The organism is Kitasatospora sp. NPDC058492 (assembly GCF_042720685.1).
In the GTDB taxonomy this organism is placed as follows: domain Bacteria; phylum Actinomycetota; class Actinomycetes; order Streptomycetales; family Streptomycetaceae; genus Kitasatospora.
In genome coordinates, this window is sequence record NZ_JBHXMU010000036.1 from 40,202 (window position 1) to 60,525 (window position 20,324).

21 protein-coding genes and 1 pseudogene are annotated in these 20,324 nt (G+C 72.9%); 7 read left to right on the plus strand and 15 right to left on the minus strand.

Annotated elements, in window-relative coordinates; translation table 11 throughout:
- Positions 1-27 precede the first annotated feature (27 nt).
- Genes ACFWPI_RS23330 through ACFWPI_RS23345 form a run of 4 tightly spaced genes read right to left on the minus strand, consistent with a single transcriptional unit; the run spans position 28 to position 2,544 of the window.
- Positions 28-582, minus strand: a complete 555-nt coding sequence (locus ACFWPI_RS23330; protein ID WP_380370233.1) for a Uma2 family endonuclease — start codon at positions 580-582, stop codon at positions 28-30.
- Entirely contained in the window at positions 572-901 is a 330-nt protein-coding gene (locus tag ACFWPI_RS23335; protein ID WP_380370236.1) for a hypothetical protein, read from the minus strand. The genes ACFWPI_RS23330 and ACFWPI_RS23335 overlap by 11 nt, the downstream gene beginning before the upstream one ends.
- Positions 888-1,280, minus strand: a complete 393-nt coding sequence (locus tag ACFWPI_RS23340; RefSeq protein ID WP_380370283.1) for an AbrB/MazE/SpoVT family DNA-binding domain-containing protein — start codon at positions 1,278-1,280, stop codon at positions 888-890. Before ACFWPI_RS23340 ends, ACFWPI_RS23335 begins: the two co-directional genes overlap by 14 nt.
- The gene (locus ACFWPI_RS23345; protein WP_380370239.1) at positions 1,252-2,544 is read right to left on the minus strand and encodes an MFS transporter; all 1,293 of its coding nucleotides are present in this window, start codon (positions 2,542-2,544) and stop codon (positions 1,252-1,254) included. Before ACFWPI_RS23345 ends, ACFWPI_RS23340 begins: the two co-directional genes overlap by 29 nt.
- Before the next feature lie 92 nt (positions 2,545-2,636).
- Here ACFWPI_RS23345 and ACFWPI_RS23350 point away from each other — a divergent pair, with 92 nt between their 5' ends.
- The 3 genes from ACFWPI_RS23350 to ACFWPI_RS23360 all read left to right on the plus strand — a co-directional run bounded on the left by ACFWPI_RS23350 (position 2,637) and on the right by ACFWPI_RS23360 (position 5,461).
- A complete protein-coding gene (locus tag ACFWPI_RS23350; protein ID WP_363369198.1) occupies positions 2,637-3,614 on the plus strand; it encodes a LysR family transcriptional regulator in 978 nt (325 codons plus the stop codon).
- A gap of 119 nt (positions 3,615-3,733) precedes the next feature.
- Positions 3,734-4,891 (plus strand): adenosine deaminase, encoded by a 1,158-nt coding sequence (locus ACFWPI_RS23355; protein WP_063349058.1) that lies wholly within the window; start codon positions 3,734-3,736, stop codon positions 4,889-4,891.
- A gap of 213 nt (positions 4,892-5,104) precedes the next feature.
- A complete protein-coding gene (locus ACFWPI_RS23360) occupies positions 5,105-5,461 on the plus strand; it encodes a hypothetical protein (RefSeq protein ID WP_063349059.1) in 357 nt (118 codons plus the stop codon).
- A gap of 109 nt (positions 5,462-5,570) precedes the next feature.
- On the opposite strand, the gene ACFWPI_RS23365 is transcribed toward ACFWPI_RS23360, so the two are convergent.
- A complete protein-coding gene (locus ACFWPI_RS23365) occupies positions 5,571-5,756 on the minus strand; it encodes a PspC domain-containing protein (RefSeq protein WP_063349060.1) in 186 nt (61 codons plus the stop codon).
- Positions 5,757-6,259: 503 nt separating this feature from the next.
- Between ACFWPI_RS23365 and aspS the strand changes: the two genes are divergently transcribed.
- Positions 6,260-7,537 (plus strand): aspartate--tRNA(Asn) ligase, encoded by a 1,278-nt coding sequence (aspS, locus tag ACFWPI_RS23370; RefSeq protein WP_380370243.1) that lies wholly within the window; start codon positions 6,260-6,262, stop codon positions 7,535-7,537.
- 75 nt (positions 7,538-7,612) lie between these two features.
- Here the strand turns inward: aspS and ACFWPI_RS23375 are convergent, their stop codons facing one another.
- On the minus strand, positions 7,613-8,050 hold the full coding sequence (locus ACFWPI_RS23375) for a hypothetical protein (protein WP_380370246.1): 438 nt from the start codon (positions 8,048-8,050) through the stop codon (positions 7,613-7,615).
- Positions 8,051-8,194: 144 nt separating this feature from the next.
- Between ACFWPI_RS23375 and ACFWPI_RS23380 the strand changes: the two are divergent.
- A pseudogene (locus ACFWPI_RS23380) lies at positions 8,195-8,275 on the plus strand (PhzF family phenazine biosynthesis protein); the annotation flags it as partial.
- 5 nt (positions 8,276-8,280) lie between these two features.
- Here the strand turns inward: ACFWPI_RS23380 and ACFWPI_RS23385 are convergent.
- From ACFWPI_RS23385 to ACFWPI_RS23400, 4 genes are all read right to left on the minus strand, one after another.
- The gene (locus tag ACFWPI_RS23385; protein WP_380370248.1) at positions 8,281-8,892 is read right to left on the minus strand and encodes a VanZ family protein; all 612 of its coding nucleotides are present in this window, start codon (positions 8,890-8,892) and stop codon (positions 8,281-8,283) included.
- Positions 8,893-9,033: 141 nt separating this feature from the next.
- Positions 9,034-9,348 carry a hypothetical protein gene (locus ACFWPI_RS23390; protein ID WP_363369413.1) on the minus strand — a complete coding sequence of 105 codons (315 nt, stop codon included), beginning with the start codon at positions 9,346-9,348 and terminating at the stop codon, positions 9,034-9,036.
- A complete protein-coding gene (locus ACFWPI_RS23395) occupies positions 9,345-10,889 on the minus strand; it encodes an ATP-binding protein (protein WP_380370251.1) in 1,545 nt (514 codons plus the stop codon). Before ACFWPI_RS23395 ends, ACFWPI_RS23390 begins: the two co-directional genes overlap by 4 nt.
- Before the next feature lie 120 nt (positions 10,890-11,009).
- On the minus strand, positions 11,010-11,687 hold the full coding sequence (locus ACFWPI_RS23400) for a response regulator transcription factor (protein ID WP_063349065.1): 678 nt from the start codon (positions 11,685-11,687) through the stop codon (positions 11,010-11,012).
- A gap of 591 nt (positions 11,688-12,278) precedes the next feature.
- Between ACFWPI_RS23400 and ACFWPI_RS23405 the strand changes: the two genes are divergently transcribed.
- Entirely contained in the window at positions 12,279-12,941 is a 663-nt protein-coding gene (locus ACFWPI_RS23405) for a SigE family RNA polymerase sigma factor (RefSeq protein ID WP_380370286.1), read from the plus strand.
- Between the two features lie 310 nt (positions 12,942-13,251).
- Here the strand turns inward: ACFWPI_RS23405 and ACFWPI_RS23410 are convergent, their stop codons facing one another.
- The 4 genes from ACFWPI_RS23410 to deoC form a co-directional block, all read right to left on the minus strand.
- Positions 13,252-13,890, minus strand: a complete 639-nt coding sequence (locus tag ACFWPI_RS23410; protein WP_380336031.1) for an ATP-binding protein — start codon at positions 13,888-13,890, stop codon at positions 13,252-13,254.
- Positions 13,891-14,136: 246 nt separating this feature from the next.
- A complete protein-coding gene (locus ACFWPI_RS23415; protein ID WP_380336034.1) occupies positions 14,137-15,039 on the minus strand; it encodes an aldehyde dehydrogenase family protein in 903 nt (300 codons plus the stop codon).
- Positions 15,032-16,507 (minus strand): aldehyde dehydrogenase family protein, encoded by a 1,476-nt coding sequence (locus ACFWPI_RS23420; protein WP_063349068.1) that lies wholly within the window; start codon positions 16,505-16,507, stop codon positions 15,032-15,034. The genes ACFWPI_RS23415 and ACFWPI_RS23420 overlap by 8 nt, the downstream gene beginning before the upstream one ends.
- A gap of 5 nt (positions 16,508-16,512) precedes the next feature.
- Positions 16,513-17,499 (minus strand): deoxyribose-phosphate aldolase, encoded by a 987-nt coding sequence (gene deoC / locus ACFWPI_RS23425; protein WP_079135833.1) that lies wholly within the window; start codon positions 17,497-17,499, stop codon positions 16,513-16,515.
- Positions 17,500-17,717: 218 nt separating this feature from the next.
- On the opposite strand from deoC, the gene ACFWPI_RS23430 reads away from it, so the two are divergent.
- Entirely contained in the window at positions 17,718-18,392 is a 675-nt protein-coding gene (locus tag ACFWPI_RS23430; protein WP_063349070.1) for a PH domain-containing protein, read from the plus strand.
- 63 nt (positions 18,393-18,455) lie between these two features.
- Here ACFWPI_RS23430 and ACFWPI_RS23435 read toward each other — a convergent pair whose 3' ends face one another.
- Positions 18,456-20,180: a phospho-sugar mutase gene (locus ACFWPI_RS23435; RefSeq protein WP_380370256.1), complete on the minus strand. Its 1,725-nt coding sequence runs from the start codon at positions 20,178-20,180 to the stop codon at positions 18,456-18,458.
- Positions 20,181-20,324 lie beyond the last annotated feature (144 nt).

Below are 20,324 nucleotides of genomic sequence, written 5' to 3' on the forward strand. Positions count from 1 at the left end.
GTCGGCCGGTGTCCTGCGGGTGCGGGTTCAGGCGTAAGTCCGCAGGACGCTGGTGTCGAGCGTCCAGGGGCCGACGGTGATCTTGTCGCCGAAGGCGAAGTCCTTGCGGCGGGTGTAGCCGGGCTCGTCGTGCACGATGCCGGTGCCCTTGCGGGGATCGACCAGGAGGTACAACGGGATGCCCATCGCCGCGTAGTCGCGGACCTTGTTGTGGTAGTCGTTCTCGGGGTTGGACTTGGAGACGATTTCCACGACGAGAAGGATCTCGTGGGGAAGGAAGGCCGGGTCGTCGTCGTCCAGCGCCGCGTCGGGGAACACCATCAGGTCGGGATTCCGAAGCCGACCGAGGCCGACGTCCTCCAGGTCCGCGCCACCGTGGGCGATGTAGCCGGGGTGGGTCTGCGGTAGCTGGGCATTGAGCTGTTGAGCGATCCGCAGTACCGCGAGTTCGTGCCGTTTGACCGGCGACAGCATCAGGACGACCGCTCCGTCGGCGATCTCGACCTTCCCCAGCCCCGGCAGCCGGGGAAGCTGATCGGCGATCTCCCGCAATCGGGCGTACGCCGCCGGATCAACGCTCATGCCCGGAGTGTATCGGCGGTGGTCGTCGGGGGCGGTTGAAGACGTCGTGGGTGCCGATTCGGCGCCAGACGATGTGCGGTTCCTCGCCCTGGAGGGGGAGGCCGTAGTGGAAGGTGGCACGGCCGTCCGGGGCCCAGGTCAGCTCCCAGATGTCCGGGTGGCCCTGCATCTTCTTCACGCGCAGGCCGCGTCGGAAGCCCTGACCGGCCCGCAGGTCGGTGACGAACTGGGCGACGGCGACGAGGAATGCGGCCTTCTGCGCGGGAGTCAGGCCCTTCCAGTCACGGAGGAAGTGGGCCGGCGACTCATGCGTCGGCACGGCGCTTGATCTCCTCCAGGTCCAGGCCGCCCTCGTCGGCGAGGGACTGCAGGAAGGCGTCGCCGTCCTGGAAGACCTCGCCGCGGTCGCCCTCGGCGATCGCCTCGTCGACCTCCTGCTCCTTCTCCTGCCAGCCGGCGCCCCAGAACCACGCCTGGTCGTCGGGGATCACGGAGGCGGGGGTCAGTACGATGCGGCCGTCCTCGATGGCGACCACCAGTTGGTCGCCCTCCTGGAGGTCCAGTTGCTCCCTTATCTCCCTGCGGGATGGTGACCACGCCCTTCTTCCGCACGGGCGTGGACACCAGGTGGGGGCGGCGGCGGCGCTTGAGGTCTGCCATGGGGAAAGTCTACCTGGCAGAAAGTCTGCCCAGCCGATCCTGTTGCCGGGCCGCCGTGTGGGCCTGGCGGGTGGCGTAGAGGGTGACGGCGGCGGCGAGGGTCATGGCGGTGAGGCCGACGGTGGCGGCGCCGGGCCAGCCGGTGGCGTGGTAGGCGTCGGCGCCCAGGGTGCCGCCGAGGCTGTTGCCGAGGTAGTAGGCGATCAGGTAGAGGGCGGAGGCCTGGGCGCGGCCCTCGGTGGCGGTGCGGCCGACCGCTGAGGAGGCGGTGGCGTGGCCGGCGAAGAAGCCGGCGGTGATCAGGACCAGGCCGAGCAGGGCGCAGACCAGGGACTCGGTGAGGGAGAGCAGCAGCCCGGCGGCGGTCACGCCGATGGAGACGTAGAGCGCGCCGCGGCGGCCGAGTCGGCCGGCGAGGCGGCCGGCCGCGGCGGAGGTGCCGGTGCCGACCAGGTAGACGACGAAGATCGAGGCGGCGACGGACTCGGGCAGGTGGAACGGCGCCGAGATCAGCCGGTAGCCGACGGTGTTGTAGACCGCGCCGAACACGGCCATGAACAGCAGCCCGAGCGCGTACAGCCGCACCAGCAGCGGGTTGCGCAGGTGTTGGCCGACGGTGCGGGCCAGGGCGCGGGCGTCCACGGGGGCCGGGGTGAAGTGCCGGGCGGCGGGGATCAGCAGCCGGAAGGCGAGTGCGGCGAGCAGGGCGAGGGCGGCGGAGGCGGCGAGGCCCCAGCGCCAGCCGAAGGCCGCGGCGGTCCAGCCGGAGAGCAGTCGGCCGCCCATGCCGCCGATGCTGTTGCCGGCCACGTACAGGCCCATCGCGGAGGCCAGGGCGCTGGGGTGGACCTCCTCGGCGAGGTAGGCCATGGCGGTGGCGGGCAGCCCGGCGAGCGCGGCGCCCTGGAGGACGCGCAGCACGACGAGGGTGGTGAGGTCGGGCGCGAACGGCAGGGCGAGGGCGAGGGTGGCGGCGGCGAGGGTGGAGGCCGTCATCACGGCGGTGCGGCCGTACCGGTCGGACAGGGCGCTGGCGGGGAGCAGGGCGAGCGCGAGTCCGAGGGTGGCGGCGGAGGCCGTCCAGCTGGCCTGGCCGGGGGTGAGGTCGAGGTCGGCCGAGAGGATCGGCAGCAGGCCCTGGGTGGAGTAGAGCAGGACGAAGGTCGCGACTCCGGCGGCGAACAGGGCGAGGTTGGCGCGGCGGAAGGCGCGCTGGCCGGGGCGGTGGCGGTCGTCGTGCGAGGTGGCGGGGGCGGGGGCATCCGGGGTGGTCACGGATGCCCTGGTATCGGCGGGCTGCATGTCGTCGACGGTAGGCGCGCTGCGGTTGATGCGTCCAATGCATGAACGGTGGATGATCGATGCGTTGTCGTATGAGTCGAGGTGGTGGCGGGATGGCCGGGGCGGACCGGGTGGACGTGACGGACGGCACGGAGCCGTGGTACCGGGTGGCGGAGTTGGGGCCGGACGAGCCGGCGGTGCTGCTGGCGCCCCGGCTGGCCCAGTTCGCGGCGGTGGCCCGGCTGGAGCACGTGACGCGGGCGGCCGCGCTGCTCGGGGTGCCGCAGCCGACGCTGTCGCGGGCGGTGGCCCGGCTGGAGGAGGAGCTGGGTGTGGACCTGCTGGCCCGTCAGGGCCGGACGGTCCGGCTGACCAGGGCCGGCCGGCTGCTGCTGGCCTCGGTGGAGCGGGCGCTGGCGGAGGTCGAGCGGGGTGCGGAGGCGGCCCGGGCGGAGGCCGATCCGGCGGCGGGGCGGGTGGCGTTCGGCTTTCTGCACACGATGGGGACGGACGCGGTGCCGGCGTTGCTGCGCGGGTTCCGGGCGGGGCATCCGCAGGTCCGGTTCCAGCTGGTGCAGGACTACGTCGGGGCGATGCTGGAGCGGTTGCGGGCGGGGGAGTTGGACCTCTGCCTGGTCGCGCCGCTGCCGGACGATCCGGCTTTCACGGCCCGCCCGCTGGACGAGCAGCGGCTGCACCTGGTCGTCCCGGCGGACCACCGGCTGGCGGGCCGGCGGCGGATCCGGCTGGCGGAGGTGGCCGAGGAGCCGTTCGTCGGGCTGGAGCAGGGGTACGGGCTGCGCGCGATCACGGACGGCTTCTGCGCGCAGGCCGGGTTCGTGCCGCGGCTGGCCTTCGAGGGGGAGGAGGCGGAGACGCTGCGCGGGCTGGTCGCGGCCGGGCTGGGGGTGGCGCTGCTGCCGCCGGCGCTGGTGCCGCGGCCGGGGGTGGTGGAGCTGGAGGTGACGGCGCCGCGCACCCGGCGGGCGATCGGACTGGCCTGGGCGGCGGGGCGGCCGCTGACCCCGCCGGTGGCGGCGTTCCGGGACTTCGTGCTGTCCCGGCGGGGCCGGTTGCTGCAGCACGATTGAGCCGCAACTGGGCCGGATGTGCCGGGGATGGCCCGGACGGTGGAATTCCCGGTGGACTTTCGCCGAACCGGCCGTGTTAACAGTGGTGGGTCTACGCGCGTAGGGGCTATATTTCCGCAATGGAGAAGCAGATCCCTGTCACCGCCGCGGGCGCCGGCCCGCGCATCCCCACCCCCGACCAGATCCGCCGCGCGCCGAAGGTGCTGCTGCACGACCACCTCGACGGCGGGCTGCGCCCGGAGACGGTCGTCGAGCTGGCCGCCGCGGTCGGCTACGAGGGCCTTCCGACCACCGACGCCAAGGAGCTCGGCGAGTGGTTCCGCGAGGCCGCCGACTCCGGCTCGCTGGTCCGCTACCTGGAGACCTTCGCGCACACCTGCGCCGTGATGCAGACCCGCGAGGCCCTGATCAAGGTCGCCGCCGACTGCGCCGAGGACCTGGCCGCCGACGGCGTCGTGTACGCCGAGGTCCGCTACGCCCCCGAGCAGCACCTGGAGGCCGGCCTGTCCCTGGACGAGGTCGTCCAGGCCGTGAACGAGGGCTTCCGCCTCGGCGAGGCCAACGCCCGCGCGGCCGGCCACCGGATCCGGGTCGGCACCCTGCTGACCGCGATGCGGCACGCCGCCCGCTCCACCGAGATCGCCGAACTGGCCAACCGCCACCGGGACCAGGGCGTCGTCGGCTTCGACATCGCCGGTGCCGAGGCGGGCCACCCGCCCACCCGCCACCAGGCCGCCTTCGACTACCTCAAGGGCGAGAACAACCACTTCACCATCCACGCGGGCGAGGCCTTCGGCCTGCCGTCGATCTGGGAGGCCCTGCAGTGCTGCGGCGCCGACCGGCTCGGCCACGGCGTGCGGATCGTCGACGACATCACGGTGGCCGAGGACGGCAGCGTCGAGCTCGGCCGGCTGGCCGCGTACGTGCGCGACAAGCGCATCCCGCTGGAGATGTGCCCGACCTCCAACCTCCAGACCGCGGCGGCCACTTCGTACGCCGAGCACCCGATCGGGCTGCTCAGCCGGCTGAAGTTCCGGGTCACCGTGAACACCGACAACCGGCTGATGAGCGGCACCAGCATGAGCCGCGAGTTCGGGCACCTGGTGGAGGCCTTCGGCTACACGCTGGGGGACATGGAGTGGTTCACGGTGAACGCGATGAAGTCCGCGTTCCTGCCGTTCGACGAGCGGCTGGCGATGATCAACGACGTGATCAAGCCGGGGTACGCCGAACTGAAGGCGGAGTGGCTGTTCAGCTCGGGCACCGGCGACAGCTGAGCGGCCCGGCCCGTTCGAATGGTCGGGTGAACGCCCATGTCTCGAAAGGGAGTTGGCGTTCATCCGACTACTCACTCGGGTGAGTGAACACCCTTTGGTCCTCGCGTGGCCCACTCACTACGGTGTGCCCGTCCATGCTGACAGGCCGTGGCGGCGGTAGCCCGTCCGCCCCGTCCCGATGTCGGCCACCGACGACGACCCAAGGGACGAACCATGAAGCAGGCTCTCAAGGCCGCCGGCACCGCGGCGCTCGGCATCGCCATCGCGGCGGTGGGCGCCGGTACCGCCGCCGCCGCCCCCGCGCCCGGCGGCCTCGGGCTGCCCACCGGCGCGGTCACGAACCCCGCGGTGACCGGCGCGGTCACCGACACCGCCGCCAAGCTGCCCGGCGGCGACAAGGTCACCGGCACGCTCGGCACCCTCACCCCGGCCGCCGGCCAGGCGGCGCCCGCCCCGGCCGCCGAGGCCGGTGCCGCCACGCGTGGCGCCATCCCGACCATCCCCGGCATCGACAAGACCCCCATCGGCGGGCTGACCCACACCCTGCCGCTGCCGGGCCTGGCCGGCTGACCTGGCCGCCGGCACGGCGACGGGCCGTCCGCCCCGGTGATCCCGGGAGCGGGCGGCCCGCCGTCGTACCGGCCCCGGCGCGACGGCGCCGGGCGTGCGGCTCCCGGGCTTACGGCTCCTGGGGGAGCAGCACCCAGAGGGCCAGGTAGACCAGGCACTGGAGCCCGGGCAGGATGATCGAGATCAGGAAGATCAGTCGCACGGTCCACGGCGTCACGCCGTAGCGCTCGGCGAGCCCGGCGCAGACGCCGGCGATGACGCGGTTGTGACGGGGACGGGCGAGACGGGCGCTCATGGGTCAACTCCGTGTCGTGGCACCCGATCCGGCCGATCCGGCGGGCTTAATTTCCACTCTCCGCCACCGCGCTCCCGGAAACGTCCACCTGGCAGTCGATTCGCCACCCCGCCGACTCGCCGGTGAGGCGTAGCCGGGTGTCGGGGTCCGTCTCAGGGTCGCCCGGAGGCGGACGCCCCAGGTGGCGCCCGCGCGGCGGCGGGAAAGCCCGTTGCGGTCCGGCGGCGGTCCGGTCTAGCCTCTCCGGCAACACGTCGAGGGAGACGAGTACCTCCGGGCCCCGTGGGTCGAGAGAGCCGCCGGCAGCTGTGAAGGCGGCCCTGCGTCCCGGAGCGAAGACACTCCCGAGTGCGGGGAGGAAATGCCCCGCCGGCCGGCCCCCGTCAACGGGCCGCAATGAGGCCGCCGCCCGTGCGGGCGGCGGTGAAAGTGCGGTGGCACCGCGAGTTGCCCTTCTCGCCCGCACTCCGAAGGGATCACCACGACGCCCCTGGAGGGCCGCGATGATCCACCCGACGACCCGTGTCCTGGCCGCCGAACTACCCGGCCACGTCGGCGAATCCGTAGAGATCAGTGGCTGGCTGCACCGCCGCCGCGCACTCAAGTCCGTCACCTTCCTGGTGATCCGGGACCGCTCCGGACTGGCCCAGGTGGTCACCACCGGCGCGGGCCCCGACCTGCCGGAGGAGACCGTCCTGCGGATCCGTGGCACCGTCACCGCCAACCCGCAGGCGCCGGCCGGCGTCGAGCTGACCTCGCCCACCGTCGAGGTCCTGTCCAGCCTCGCCGAGGCGCCCCCGGTCAGCCTGTTCCGGCCGACCGTCGAGGCCGCCCTCCCGGTGATCCTCGACGGCGCCCCCGTCACCCTCCGCCACCCGCGCCTTTCCGCCCTGCACCGGATCACCGCGGCCTCGGTGGGCGGGTTCCGGGCCACCCTCGACGGCCTGGGCTTCACCGAGATCCAGACCCCGAAGGTGGTCTCCTCGGCCACCGAGTCCGGGGCGAACGTCTTCGCGCTGGACTGGTTCGGCCGCCCCGCCTACCTCGCGCAGTCGCCGCAGTTCTTCAAGCAGGCGATGGTCGGGGTGTTCGAGCGGGTCTACGAGACCGGGCCGGTGTTCCGGGCCGAACCGCACGACACCGCGCGGCACTTGGCGCAGTACACCAGCCTCGACGCGGAACTCGGCTTCATCACCGACCACCGCGAGGTGATGGCCGTGCTGCGCGAGGTGGTCGCCGGGATGGTCGCCTCGGTGGCCGAGCGGGCCGGCGCCGCCGTCGACCTGCTGGAGGTGAAGCTGCCCGAGGTCCCGGCGGAGATCCCGCAGCTCCACTTCGCCGAGGCGATGCGGCTGTTGGGCGTCGACGAGCCGGACCTCGCCCCGGCGCACGAGCGGTGGCTCAGCGAGTGGGCGCTGCGCGAGCACGGCAGCGAGTTCCTGTTCGTGGTCGGCTACCCGATGCGCAAGCGGCCCTTCTACACCCACCCGGAACCGGGCCGCCCGGAGTACTCCAACAGCTTCGACCTGCTCTTCCGCGGGCTCGAACTGGTCACCGGAGGCCAGCGGCTGCACCGGCACGAGGACTACCTGGCCGCGCTGGCGGCCCGGGGCGAGCCGGTCCAGCCGTACGAGGGCTACCTGCGCTCCTTCGCGCACGGGATGCCGCCGCACGGCGGGTTCGCGCTCGGGCTGGAGCGTTGGACGGCGCGGCTCACCGGCACCGACAACATCCGCCGGACCACGCTCTTCCCGCGCGACCTGCACCGCCTGACGCCCTGACATCCGACCCCGACGGGGCGGGGGGCACCGGACGGACCGGAGCCCCCCGCCCGCCGGCGGCGGATCAGCAGGCGGCTACTGCGCCTGCCCGGACTGCCCGGCCGGCGGCACCGGCTGCGCGTACGGGTTGTCCGGCACGGGCTGCGCCGGCGGAGCGTACGGCGCACCCTGCGGCGGGACGGGCTGGTCGTACGGCGCCGCCTGCGGGGCCGGCTGCTGGTTCTTGGCGTTGCCGCGCTCGACGATCGCCTTCACGGAGCTGGCGATCAGCGCGATCGGGAGGATGAACGCCTTGAGGAAGATTCTGTACTCTTCGCCCTCGAAGACGAACGCGAGGTAGTAGGCGTACCCCAGGAATCCGAGGCCGGCGAGGACGTTGAGGATTCGCCAGCCGACCTTCAGGCCGCTACCGGGATTGACCGCTCCGAGGACCAGCATGGCGGCACCGCTGATCGCGAGCGCGACGACGTACCAGGAGAAAAGCGGCTCGGCGCTGAAATTGAGATTGTTCAAGGGGGGATTCCTGTGGGACGGGGGATAAGACGGTGAAGCCTTTGGGGCGACAGCGCAGGTTACCGGAGGCGGCCGACATTCGGCGTCGCCTTTTCATCGCGGAGTCGTCGCACCCCGACGGAACGGCAATTGACGGGGTGGGAAATGACTGACTATGAGGTGCTGCGGGTCTTTTGCGGCCCCGGCGGCGAGTGCGGGAACGCACTCGCCGTGGTGCGGGAGGGCGGGCCTCAGCGGGTGGGGGGCGTGGGCTCGGCGTAGGCGCGGGCGCGCGCGACCGGCGGGCCGACCAGGGTGGTCACCTTCGGCGCGGGCGCGGCTCCGGACGCGGGCACCGGCATCCGGACCCGCGGCCGCCGGTCGCGCAGCAGCCGCCGCAGGCCGGGGACGAGGGCCAGGTGGGTGATGGCCACCCCGATCACGGCGAGCAGTATGTGGTCGACGTTGAGGACGTGCCCGGGTGTCCAGGAGGAGAGGAACTCCAGGCCGGTCGCCAGCAGGGCGGAGGCGCCGGTGGTGCGTAGGAAGGACGGCAGCCAGGGGGCCCGCAGTCGGCCGCCGGCCAGCGGGAGCAGCACGCCGAGCGGGGCCAGCAGGAGGAATTCGCCGACCACCTGCCAGCCGGTGGAGGAGCGGAGGGAGGCCAGTGGCGTCAGGTTGGTGTCGTACACCCAGGGAACCGGCAGCGGCCTCAGCACCACCAGCCAGAGGACGAGGGCCAGGTGGCAGGTCAGGCCCGCCAGTCCGGCTGTTCGAAGGGGACGGTGGACGGCCGTCGCCGGCCGGTTCCTGGTCCGTGCGCCGGAACGCTCGTCGCGTGTCCTGGTGCCATCTCGCTGCACGGGGGGAAGGACGTGGGCCGGTGGCGCGGTGGTTCCACCCGGGCGTGAACATTCCGGGGCGCGCCCCCGGTCGCCCGCCGCCCCGGGGCCGAACGGGCGGGGCGACAGGCAGACAGGCAGACGGACGACGGGCAGGCGGGGCTACCGGCAGGGTGCCGCGGTCGGCACCGCGCCGAACACGTTGTCGGCCGGCGGGGTGGCGGGCACCACCGTGGGCGACGGGCTCGGGCTCACACCGGCCTTGGCGGCGCCGCGGGCCGGCGGGGTCGGCGTGGGCGCCGACGGCGTGGCCAGGGCGGTCGGTATGTGCGGGGCGGTCGGGCAGGCCGTCCGGCTGGCCGGGGCGCCCGCGTCCACCGGGACGGCGGTCGGCCGGATGCCGCAGCCGGAGGCGAGCGCGAGCAGCAGCAGGGCGCCGGCGGTGCGGCGCAGGGCGGTGCGGGTGGGGGCGGTCACGTGGCGTCCTTGTCCTGGGCGGAGTCGCCGACGGGGCCGTCACCGGTCTCGCCCTCGTTCGGCGGAGGCGGCGGGGCCAGCGGCAGCGTCAGCGTGAACACCGCCCCGACCTCCCCGTTCGCCGCCGTGATCGTGCCCCCGTGGATCTGTGCGTTGGCCATCGCGATCGACAGCCCCAGGCCGCTGCCCTCCGAGCGGGCCCGTCCCCGGTCCGCCTTGTAGAACCGGTCGAAGACGTGCGGCAGCACGTCCTCGGGGATGCCCGGGCCGCTGTCGGAGACCTCGATGACGACCGAGCCCGCGGTCTGCCGGACCTTGACCCGCACAGGGGAGCCGCCGTGCTTGAGCGCGTTGCCGATCAGGTTGGCGAAGACCACGTCGAGCCGGCGCGGGTCGACCACGGCCAGGATGCCGCGCGGGGCGTCCAGTTCGACGGCGTCGTACCAGGCCCGGCCGTCGATGCAGGACATGATCAGGTCGGCCATGTCCACCTCGTCGGCGACCAGCTTGGCGGTGCCGGCGTCGAAACGGGTCACCTCCATCAGGTTCTCCACCAGGTCGGACAGCCGCCGCGTCTCGCTGACCACGAGCCGTACGGCCGGCGCGATCATCGGGTCCAGCGACTCGGCCTCGTCCTCCAGGATGTCGGTGACGGCGGTCATCGCGGTCAGCGGCGTGCGCAGCTCGTGCGACATGTCGGCGACGAACCGTCGGCTCTGCGCCTCGCGCGCGCTCAGCTCCTCGACCTGCTCGTGCAGCGACTCCGCGGCCCGGTTGAACGTCCGTGCCAGGTCTGCGAGTTCGTCCCCGCCCTCGACCTCCAGCCGGGTGTCCAGGTGTCCCTGGCCGAGCCGTCGGGCGGCGTCGCCGAGCCGCTTGACCGGCCGCAGCACGGTCGACGAGGCGGCCTGGGCGAGCAGCGCCGAGCCGATCAGCGCGAGCAGCGTGGCGATGGCCAGCGACCAGCCCAGCGTGTTGAGGTCCTTGCGTTCGTTCTCCAGCGACTTGAACATGTACGCCGTCGGGCCGGTCGGCACCACCTTGGTGCCGCCGATCAGGAACGGCTGGCCCGCCAGGTTCTGCCGCTGCCAGTACAGGTGGTACGGGTACGGGTTGTTCTCGGTGACCTCGCGCTGCCGGGCGACGGTGGACTGCAGCGCCGCCGGGACGTCGGCCAGCGTGAACTGCCCCGGGTCGGAGGAGGCCGTGCACTCCGGGTGCGCCGGGTCGGCCACGACCACGTCGTAACTCAGCCCGGAGCTGGCGACGGTGGACGCGAGCGCGGTCAGGTCCGGGCAGCTCGCGTTCAGCGGCAGCTCGGAGACGTTGCGGCTGAGCGAGACCCGGAAGTCGTTGAGCGCGGTGTCCTGGGCGCGCTTGAGCACCGCGTCGCGGTTGAGCCAGTAGGCGATGCCGGAGGCCGAGACGGCGGCGAGCAGCGCGACCGCCGCGAACACCGCGATCAGCCGTACCCGCAGGGAGCGCAGCCTGCGCCACGGGCCCGCGGCGAAGCGGCGGGCCGTCGTCTGATGATCAGTCACAAGAGCCTGTCGTCGTACGGAAGTTCAGGGAGTTCAGGGAGTTCAGGAATTTCGGGCGGCCCAGGCGGATCGGGCGGGCGGCAAGCAGGAGGACGGCAGACAGGAGGACGGGAGCGGCACTCAGGCCGGCGGGTCCAGCCGGTAGCCCACCCCGCGGACGGTGCGGATCAGGGTCGGCGCGGACGGCACGTCCTCGACCTTCGCCCGCAGCCGCTGCACGCAGGCGTCCACCAGACGGGAGTCACCCAGGTAGTCGTGCTCCCAGACCAGCCGCAGCAGCTGCTGGCGGGAGAGCGCCTGGCCGGGGCGGCGGCTGAGCTCCAGGAGCAGCCGCAGCTCGGTCGGGGTGAGCTGGAGGTCCTGCCCGTCCTTGGTGACGGTCATCGCCGCCCGGTCGATCACCACGGTGCCGTACGCGGAGGAGTCGGAGCTCTCCCGCTCGCCGCGCCGCAGCACGGCCCGGATCCGGGCGTCCAGGACCCGCGGCTGCACCGGCTTGACCACGTAGTCGTCGGCACCGGACTCCAGGCCGACCACCACGTCGATGTCGTCCGAACGGGCGGTCAGCAGGATGATCGGCAGCTGGTCGGTGCGGCGGATGCGGCGGCAGACTTCGAAGCCGTCGATTCCGGGCAGCATGACGTCCAGCACGATCAGGTCGGGCCGCTGCTCCTTGAAGAGCCTCAGACCGTCCTCGCCGGAGGCGGCGGTGGCCACACGGTGGCCCTGGCGGGTGAGGGCGAGTTCGAGGCCGGTCCGGATGGCGTCGTCGTCCTCGATCAGAAGGAGGAAAGGCACGGCCCCATTTTGGCCCACTCGAAGCGTCGAATCACCCCCAGGACCGGTCACCGACCGTATGGGAACCGGAAGGAGCACTACCGGCGTCCGGTACGGAGGGAGGCGGACCGGGACGAAAGGCCCGCCCCTGTGACACCCCTGTGACAGTCGGCGGACAGCGCCATCACAACCGGCGGGCAAGATTTTCCATGTCGCCGCAGGACAGCGGGCCAACCCGGCCGGCTGGAAGGCGGCAACAGGAACCGCTCGTACCGACCCAGGGGGCGCACGATGAACGCCATGCTTCAGACCCGGACCAACCCGGCTGTCCGCACCGCGCGTTCGTCAGCCACCGCCCCGCGGACCCGGTACGAGGTCAGGACCGACGAGAACTCCGGTGCCGTGACCGTACGGGGGTGCGCGCACAGCACCGGTGGAAACCCTGTCGCCCGCCGGGTGAGCGGCGGCGCCAGGACGGGGGAGCTGTTCGGGATCGGCCGGGTGGGGAACGCGGCCGACTCCGGCAACACCCTCACGCTGCGGGGGATCCTCCCCGTCCGCGTCGAGGGCAAGGATGCTCCGGCGGGGAACCGGGGCGTCGGCGGGAACGGTCTGCGGACGGTCGGCTCGGGGGAGTCGGCCGGCCGCGAGGCCGCCGGTGCGACGCTGCTGCAGCTGAACCCGGCGGCGGCCCGCACCACCGAGGCGGGACGGGCGGACGTGCAGGGGGAGCACCCGGCCGTCGCGGAGGACCACATCACGGAGTTCACCGCGTACGTGCGTGAGCGCCGCGCCTCCCTGTACGCCACGGCGTACCACCTCACCGGTGACCGCTACGAGGCCGAGGACCTGCTGCAGAGCGCGCTCTTCAGCACCTACCGGGCCTGGGGCCGGATCACCGACAAGGCCGCGGTCGGCGGGTACCTCCGCCGCACCATGACCAACCTGCACATCTCCGCCTGGCGGCGCCGCAAGGTCAACGAGTACCCGACCGAGGAGCTGCCGGAGACGGCCGGCGACACCGACGCGATGGGCGGCACCGAGCTGCGCACCGTGCTCTGGCAGGCGCTGGCGAAGCTTCCGGAGAACCAGCGCACCATGCTGGTGCTGCGGTACTACGAGGGCAAGACCGACCCGGAGATCGCCGACGTGCTGGGGATCAGCGTCGGCACGGTCAAGAGCAGCATCTGGCGGGCGCTGCGCCGGCTGCGCGAGGACGAGCACCTGAACAAGTCGGGCGACACCGTCCGGGCGTTCGGCGAGCTGGTCGCCTGACGCGGACGCGGGTGACGCGAAGGAGTGGAACTCCCGTCGGGGGACGGGTAGCGGACGGTCGCGGTGCGTGGACGCCGGCTCGGGGGAGCGGTGAACACGGGGAGCCCGACGGCCGTTCGGGGAAGGCGACGGGCCCGGTGCGGGGGAGACGCACCGGGCCCGTCGTTCTTCGTGTCTTCGTTCCGCGTCGAGCCCCCGCCCGGAGCCGGCCCACCCGAACGGAGGACGGCCCCAACGGAGGACGGCTCAAACGGAGGACGGCCCCAACGGAGGACGGCTCAAACGGAGCACGGCCCCAACGGAGGGCGGCTCAGACGGAGGACAGCTCCCGCCGCCCGGCCGCAGCACGGATCCGGCGCTCGGCCTCGGCCCCGGCGCACGGGTGGGAGCCCAGGGTGACCTGCCGCCCGACGATGGACCGCTCGGCGCGCATCAGCCGCCAGCCGCGGCGCAGCAGCACCGGCAGCGACTTGCGGCCCTCCCGGACGTCCCGGCGCAGCCGGCGCCAGGCCGTGGTGAGCGCGCCGTTGCGCAGGCACAGGGCATCGCCGAGCAGGCCCTCGGCGGCGCACTCGGCGGTGATCTCGGCGGCGAAGATGCCCTCGGCGATGAACGCGGGGGCGCCGTCCAGCTCCAGGGCGCGGGTGGCGATCCGGCCGTTGTCCGGGATCGAGTACACCGGGACGTCGGCGCGGCCGGTCTCGTACAGGCTGCGGATCGCGGCGACCGCCTGGTCGCGGTGCCAGGCGAGCGGGGAGTCCCAGTCGACCGCGCCGTCGGGCAGCAGCGGCAGGGTGGGGTCGTCCCCGTCCTTGTAGAAGTCGTCCAGTTGCAGGACCGGCAGCCCGCTGCGCTCGGCGAGCGAGGACTTCCCGGAGCCGGAGGGGCCGGACAGCAGGACGACCCGGGCGTGGGTCGTCGGCACAGGATTCAGCGGGTCGTCACTCACGGGACACCAGTCTGACGCATCCGGGCCCGATGCCGAAACCCGTCGGATCACACCTTCTGCGGGCCCCGCGGATCGGCGAGCCGCAGGACGGCGGCGAAACGGCGTCGAAACGGCACGGAAAGGCGACGGACCCGCGCCAGGGGGGGAGAGGCGCGGGTCCGTCCAATGACCGTCCGGGCCCTGGGGGGGAGAGGGCACTGGGGACGGCCAGTCTGTGGAGTTGTTACTCGGTGGTCGACGGGGCGGTCAGATCCCCATCGGGTGCCAGACCGTCTTCGTCTCCAGGAACGAGAGTAGCCGGTCGGTACCGGGCGCATTGGTCCAGTCCTGGGCGAACGGGTCCAGCTCCGGACGGACCACCCTCTTCAGGGTATCCGCAGCGGCCGCTTCCAGCGCCTGCGCCGCGCCGGGGCCGTCGGCGGCGATCGCGCCGGTGAGGTCCACCGCGTTGACGTCCTGGTGCGAGGCCAGGGTGGGCGCGATGTCGGCGGTCCTGCCCGAGATGATGTTGACCACGCCGCCGGGGACGTCCGAGGTGGCGAGCACCTCGCCCAGCGACAGGGCCGGCAGCGGGGCGTCCGCGGCGGCCGCGACCACGACCGTGTTGCCGGTGGCGATCGCCGGGGCGATCACCGAGACCAGGCCGAGCAGCGAGTGCCCGTACCCGGCCTGCGGGGCGACGATCCCGACCACGCCGGTCGGCTCCGGGGTGGAGAGGTTGAAGAAGGGGCCGGCGACCGGGTTGGCGCCGCCCGCGATCTGGGCGACCTTGTCCGTCCAGCCCGCGTACCAGATCCAGCGGTCGATCGCGGCGTCCACCAGCGCGGCGGCCTTCTTCGGGCCGATGCCCTCGGCGGCCGAGACCTCGGCGGCGAACTGCTCGCGGCGGCCCTGCAGCATCTCGGCCACCCGGTACAGCACCTGGCCGCGGTTGTACGCGGTGGTGCCGGCCCAGCCCTTGACCGCCGCGCGGGCGGCCAGGACGGCGTCGCGGGCGTCCTTGCGGGTGCCCAGCGGAGCGTTGGCGAGCCACTGGCCCTTGGCGTCCGTCACCTCGTACACCCGCCCGCTCTCGGAGCGCGGGAACTTCCCGCCGACGTACAGCTTGTAGGTCTTGAGGACGTCAAGACGCGTCGCGACATCAGACATCGAGGTAGGCCTCCAGACCGTGGCGGCCACCCTCGCGGCCGTAACCCGACTCCTTGTAGCCGCCGAACGGCGAGGTCGGGTCGAACTTGTTGAAGGTGTTGGCCCAGACCACGCCGGCCTTGAGCCGGCTCGCCGTCCACAGGATGCGCGAGCCCTTCTCCGTCCAGATGCCGGCGGAGAGGCCGTACGGGGTGTTGTTGGCCTTCGCGACCGCCTCGTCGGGGGTGCGGAAGGTCAGCACCGACAGGACCGGGCCGAAGATCTCCTCCTGGGCGATCCGGTGGGCCTGGCTGACGCCGGTGAACAGGGTCGGCTTGAACCAGAAGCCGGTGCCCGGGAGTTCGCACTCGGGCGACCAGCGGTCCGCGCCCTCGGCCTCGCCGGCGTCGGTCAGCTCGGTGATCCGGGCCAGCTGGGCGGCCGAGTTGATGGCGCCGATGTCGGTGTTCTTGTCCAGCGGGTCGCCGACCCGCAGGGTGGACATCCGGCGCTTCAGGGCGTCCAGCAGCTCGTCCTGGATCGACTCCTGGACCAGCAGGCGCGAGCCCGCGCAGCAGACGTGGCCCTGGTTGAAGAAGATGCCGTTGACGATGCCCTCGACCGCCTGGTCGATCGGCGCGTCGTCGAAGACGATGTTCGCGGCCTTGCCGCCCAGTTCCAGCGACAGCTTCTTGCGGCTGCCGGCCAGCTGCCTGGCGATCGCCTTGCCGACCGGGGTGGAGCCGGTGAAGGCGACCTTGTTGACGTCCGGGTGCGCGGTGAGCGCGGCGCCGGTGCGGCCGTCGCCGGTGACGATGTTGACGACGCCCTTCGGCAGACCGGCCTGGCGGCAGATCTCGGCGAAGCGCAGGGCCGTCAGCGGGGTGGTCTCGGCCGGCTTGAGGACGACGGTGTTGCCGGTCGCCAGGGCGGGCGCGATCTTCCACGCCAGCATCATCAGCGGGAAGTTCCACGGGATGACCTGGCCGGCCACGCCCAGCGGGCGCGGGTTCGGGCCGAAGCCCGCGTAGTCCAGCTTGTCCGCCCAGCCGGCGTAGTAGAAGAACCACGCGGCGACGGTCGGGATGTCGAAGTCGCGGGTCTCGCGGATCGGCTTGCCGTTGTCGATCGACTCCAGCACGGCCAGCTCGCGGCTGCGCTCCTGGATGATCCGGGCGATCCGGAACAGGTACTTGCCGCGCTCGCTGCCCGGCAGCGCCGACCAGTCGGCGAAGGCCTTGCGGGCGGCGGCGACCGCGCGGTCCACGTCCTCGTCGGTGCCCTGGGCGAACTCGGCGAGCACCTGCTCGGTGGCCGGGTTGACCGTCTTCAGGGCCTCGCTGCCGGAGGAGTCGACGAACTCGCCGCCGATGAAGTGGCCGTAGGAGGTGGCGATGTCGCCCGCGGCGGCGGGGGACTCCGGGGCCGGGGCGTAGGCGAAGAGGCCGGAGGCCTTCACGGGCTCCTCGATGTTCTTCTTCTTGGCCATGGTGATCAGTCCACCGTCACGTAGTCGGGGCCGGAGTAGCGTCCGGTGGTGAGCTTCTGGCGCTGCATCAGCAGGTCGTTGAGCAGGCTGGAGGCGCCGAAGCGGAACCAGTGCGGGCTCAGCCAGTCGTCGCCGAGGGTCTCGTTGACCATCACCAGGTACTTCATGGCGTCCTTGGTGGTCTTGATCCCACCGGCGGGCTTCACGCCGACCTGGACGCCGGTCTGCGCCTTGAAGTCGCGGACCGCCTCCAGCATCAGCAGGGTGACCGGCGGGGTCGCGTTGACGGCGACCTTGCCGGTGGAGGTCTTGATGAAGTCGGCGCCGGCCAGCATCGCCAGCCAGGAGACGCGGCGCACGTTGTCGTACGTCTGCAGCTCGCCGGTCTCGAAGATCACCTTGAGGTGGGCGCTGGTGCCGTCCGGGCGCTTGCACGCCTCCTTGACGGCGACGATCTCGTTGAAGACGTCGTAGTAGCGGCCGGAGAGGAAGGCTCCCCGGTCGATCACCATGTCGATCTCGTCGGCGCCCGCGGCGACCGCGTCGGCGGTGTCGGCGAGCTTCACCGGGAGGGCGGCGCGGCCGGCCGGGAAGGCGGTGGCCACCGAGGCGACCTGGATGTCGGTGCCCCGCAGGGCGTCCTTCGCGGTGGCGACCATGTCCGGGTAGACGCAGATGGCGGCGACGCGGGGGGTGGTCGGGTCGGTCGGGTCGGGGGTCCTGCCCTTGGCGCACAGGGCGCGCACCTTGCCGACCGTGTCCGCGCCTTCCAGCGTGGTCAGGTCGATCATCGAGATCGACAGGTCGATGGCGTACGCCTTCGCCGTGGTCTTGATCGAGCGGGTACCGAGGGTGGCGGCACGCGCCTCAAGGCCGACCTGGTCGACGCCGGGCAGGCCGTGCAGGAAGCGGCGGAGCGAGGCCTCGGACGCCGCAACGTCCTGAAGGCCGCTGCCCGCAACGCCGAGGGCATTGGCTGCAACAGTGGACATAGTCACCAGAGCAGCATATCTACGCGCGTAGTCGACCGCTAGGGGGCCTGCCTTTCGTGGCCGGACCGAGACCTCGGGGGAGGCGGAGGGGAGGCGGAGGGGTGGCAGGGGGCGTGTACGGGCGGGAGGCGCGGAGACCGGCGACCGGGTGGTCCGGGGGCGGCATTCGATGCCGGACCGAGACCTCTCCGTGGGGGGCATGGGGCAGAATCGACGGCATGACCGATTCCCACGGCAAGCCCCGCAAGGGTTCCGCCGCCCCCGACGGGGATCCCGCGTACGCGGACCGCGTGTACCGCTCTGTCCCCGGTGTGATCTCCGGAGTGCTGCTGCTGGCCGTCGCCGCCTGGCTGATCGGCGACGCGGTGCTGAACGGGACGGGGAAGACGCCGTACGTCTCGCTCGCGGCGGTACCGCTGTTCGCCTTCCCGGTGATCGCCTACACGCTGCGCCCGGCGGTGCTGGCGGACAGCAGCCGGCTGCTGGTGCGCAACCCGTGGCGGACCATCACCGCGCCGTGGGCCTCGGTGGACGCGCTGCGCGCGGGGTACTCGGTCGAGCTGCTGGCCGGGGGCAAGAAGTACCAGGTGTGGGCGGTGCCGGTGTCGCTGCGGCAGCGCAAGCGGGCGACCCGGGCCCAGCAGCGCGGCGGCGCCGAGCACGCCTCCCGGATGGGGATGGTGTTCGGCCGCCAGACCAACCCGGTGGTGCAGGGCTCGCCCGACCCGACCCGCGCCTGGTCCGACCAGGTGACCAACGTGCTCCAGGAGATGGCCGAGCGCAACGCCCGCCGCCCCGACGCGGCCGGCCCGGTCGAGGTGGCGTGGTGCTGGTGGGTGATCGCGCCGACGCTGGCCGGCCTGGCCGCGCTGATCACGGTGATCGCGGTCTGAGCCGAAGCACGCGAGGGGCCCGCCGGTACGCGACCGGCGGGCCCCTTCTCGTACGGGCGGGCGTCAGACGGCGATGCCCGCGGCCTCGGCCAGGTCGCGCTTGACCGCTTCGAGCAGCTCGGCGGCCCGCTCGCGGGTGGCGGTGAGGTCGGCGGCGGTGGCGACCGGGAGGACGACCTCCAGGTAGCACTTGAGCTTGGGCTCGGTGCCGGACGGGCGGACCACGATGCGGGCCGAGCGGACGGCCTCGCCGGCCAGGTAGTAGCGCAGGCCGTCGGTGGGCGGCAGCTCGGCGGAGCCCGTCGACAGGTCGTCCGCGCGGGTGACCCGGAGGCCGGCCAGGACGGTCGGCGGCTGCTCGCGCAGCCGGCGCATGGCGTCGGCGATCAGCGAGAGGTCCTGCACGCGGACGGACAGCTGGTCGGTGGCGTGCAGGCCGTGCTCCAGCGCCAGGTCGTCCAGCAGGTCGGTCAGGGTGCGGCCGGACGTCTTGAGGGTGGCGGCCAGTTCGGCGACCAGCAGGGCGGCGGTGATGCCGTCCTTGTCCCGGACGCCCTGCGGGTCGACGCAGTAGCCGAGCGCCTCCTCGTAGCCGTAGCGCAGGCCCTCGGCGCGGGCGAGCCACTTGAAGCCGGTCAGCGTCTCGGCGTAGCCCAGGCCGGCGGCCTCGGCGATCCGGCCCAGCAGGGTGGCGGAGACGATGGTGGTGGCGAAGACGCCCTCGGCCTTCTTGGCGACCAGGGCCGCGCCGAGCAGCGCGCCGACCTCGTCGCCGCGCAGCATCCGCCAGCCGGAGGTGCCGTTGCCGCTGCCGGCCGCGTTGGCGAGGACCGGGACGGCCACCGCGCAGCGGTCGGCGTCCGGGTCGTTGGCGATCACGATGTCGGGGCCGACCGAGGCGGCGGTGCGGAAGGCGAGGTCCATCGCCCCCGGCTCCTCCGGGTTGGGGAAGGCCACGGTCGGGAAGTCCGGGTCGGGCTCGGCCTGCTCGGCGACGACGGTGGGCGCCGGGAAGCCGGCCCGGCGGAAGGCGGCGACCAGGGTGTCGCGGCCGACGCCGTGCATCGGGGTGTAGACGACGTCGAGGTTGCGCGGGCTGTGCTCGTCGACGATCGAGACGGCCCGGGCCAGGTAGGCCTCGATGACGTCCTCGCCGAGCACCTCCCAGCCGTCCTCGGCGCGCGGGACGTCGTGGAGCGAGCTGATCGCGTCGATCTCGGCGGCGATCCCGGCGTCGGCCGGCGGGACGATCTGCGAGCCGTCGCCCAGGTAGACCTTGTAGCCGTTGTCCTGCGGCGGGTTGTGGCTGGCGGTCACGGTGACGCCGGCGGCCGCGCCCAGGTGGCGGACGGCGAAGGCGAGCACCGGGGTCGGCAGCGGGCGCGGCAGCAGCGCGGCGCGCAGGCCGGCGCCGACCACCACGGCGGCGGTGTCCCGGGCGAAGTCGTAGGACTTGTGGCGGGCGTCGTAGCCGATCACGACCAGGTCGCCCAGGTTCTGCTGCTTGACGTAGGCGACCAGGCCGGCGGCGGCCCGGATCACCACGGCGCGGTTCATCCGCATCGGGCCCGCGCCCAGTTCGCCGCGCAGGCCGGCGGTGCCGAACTGGAGCCGGTCGGCGAAGCGCTCGGCGAGGTCCGACCAGGCGAGCTTGCCGTCCGTCTCGGCCGCCGGGTCCTCGGCCCGGGCGAGCAGGGCGGTCAGCTCCTCGCGGGTCTGCGGGTCGGGGTCCTCGGCCAGCCAGGTTCGGGCCCGGGCGAGGAGGTCGGTGGTGGTTGCCTGCGTCATGGCTGCCTGCTCCATCGGGAAGTGCGTCGGTTGGTCGGCCGGAGGGTTCCGCAAAGAAGGGGTGGGCACATGCGGACGGGGCCCGCGGGGCGTGATCAGGGGATCACGGCCGAGGGCCCCGTCGCTCATGATTGTGCGCCAGCC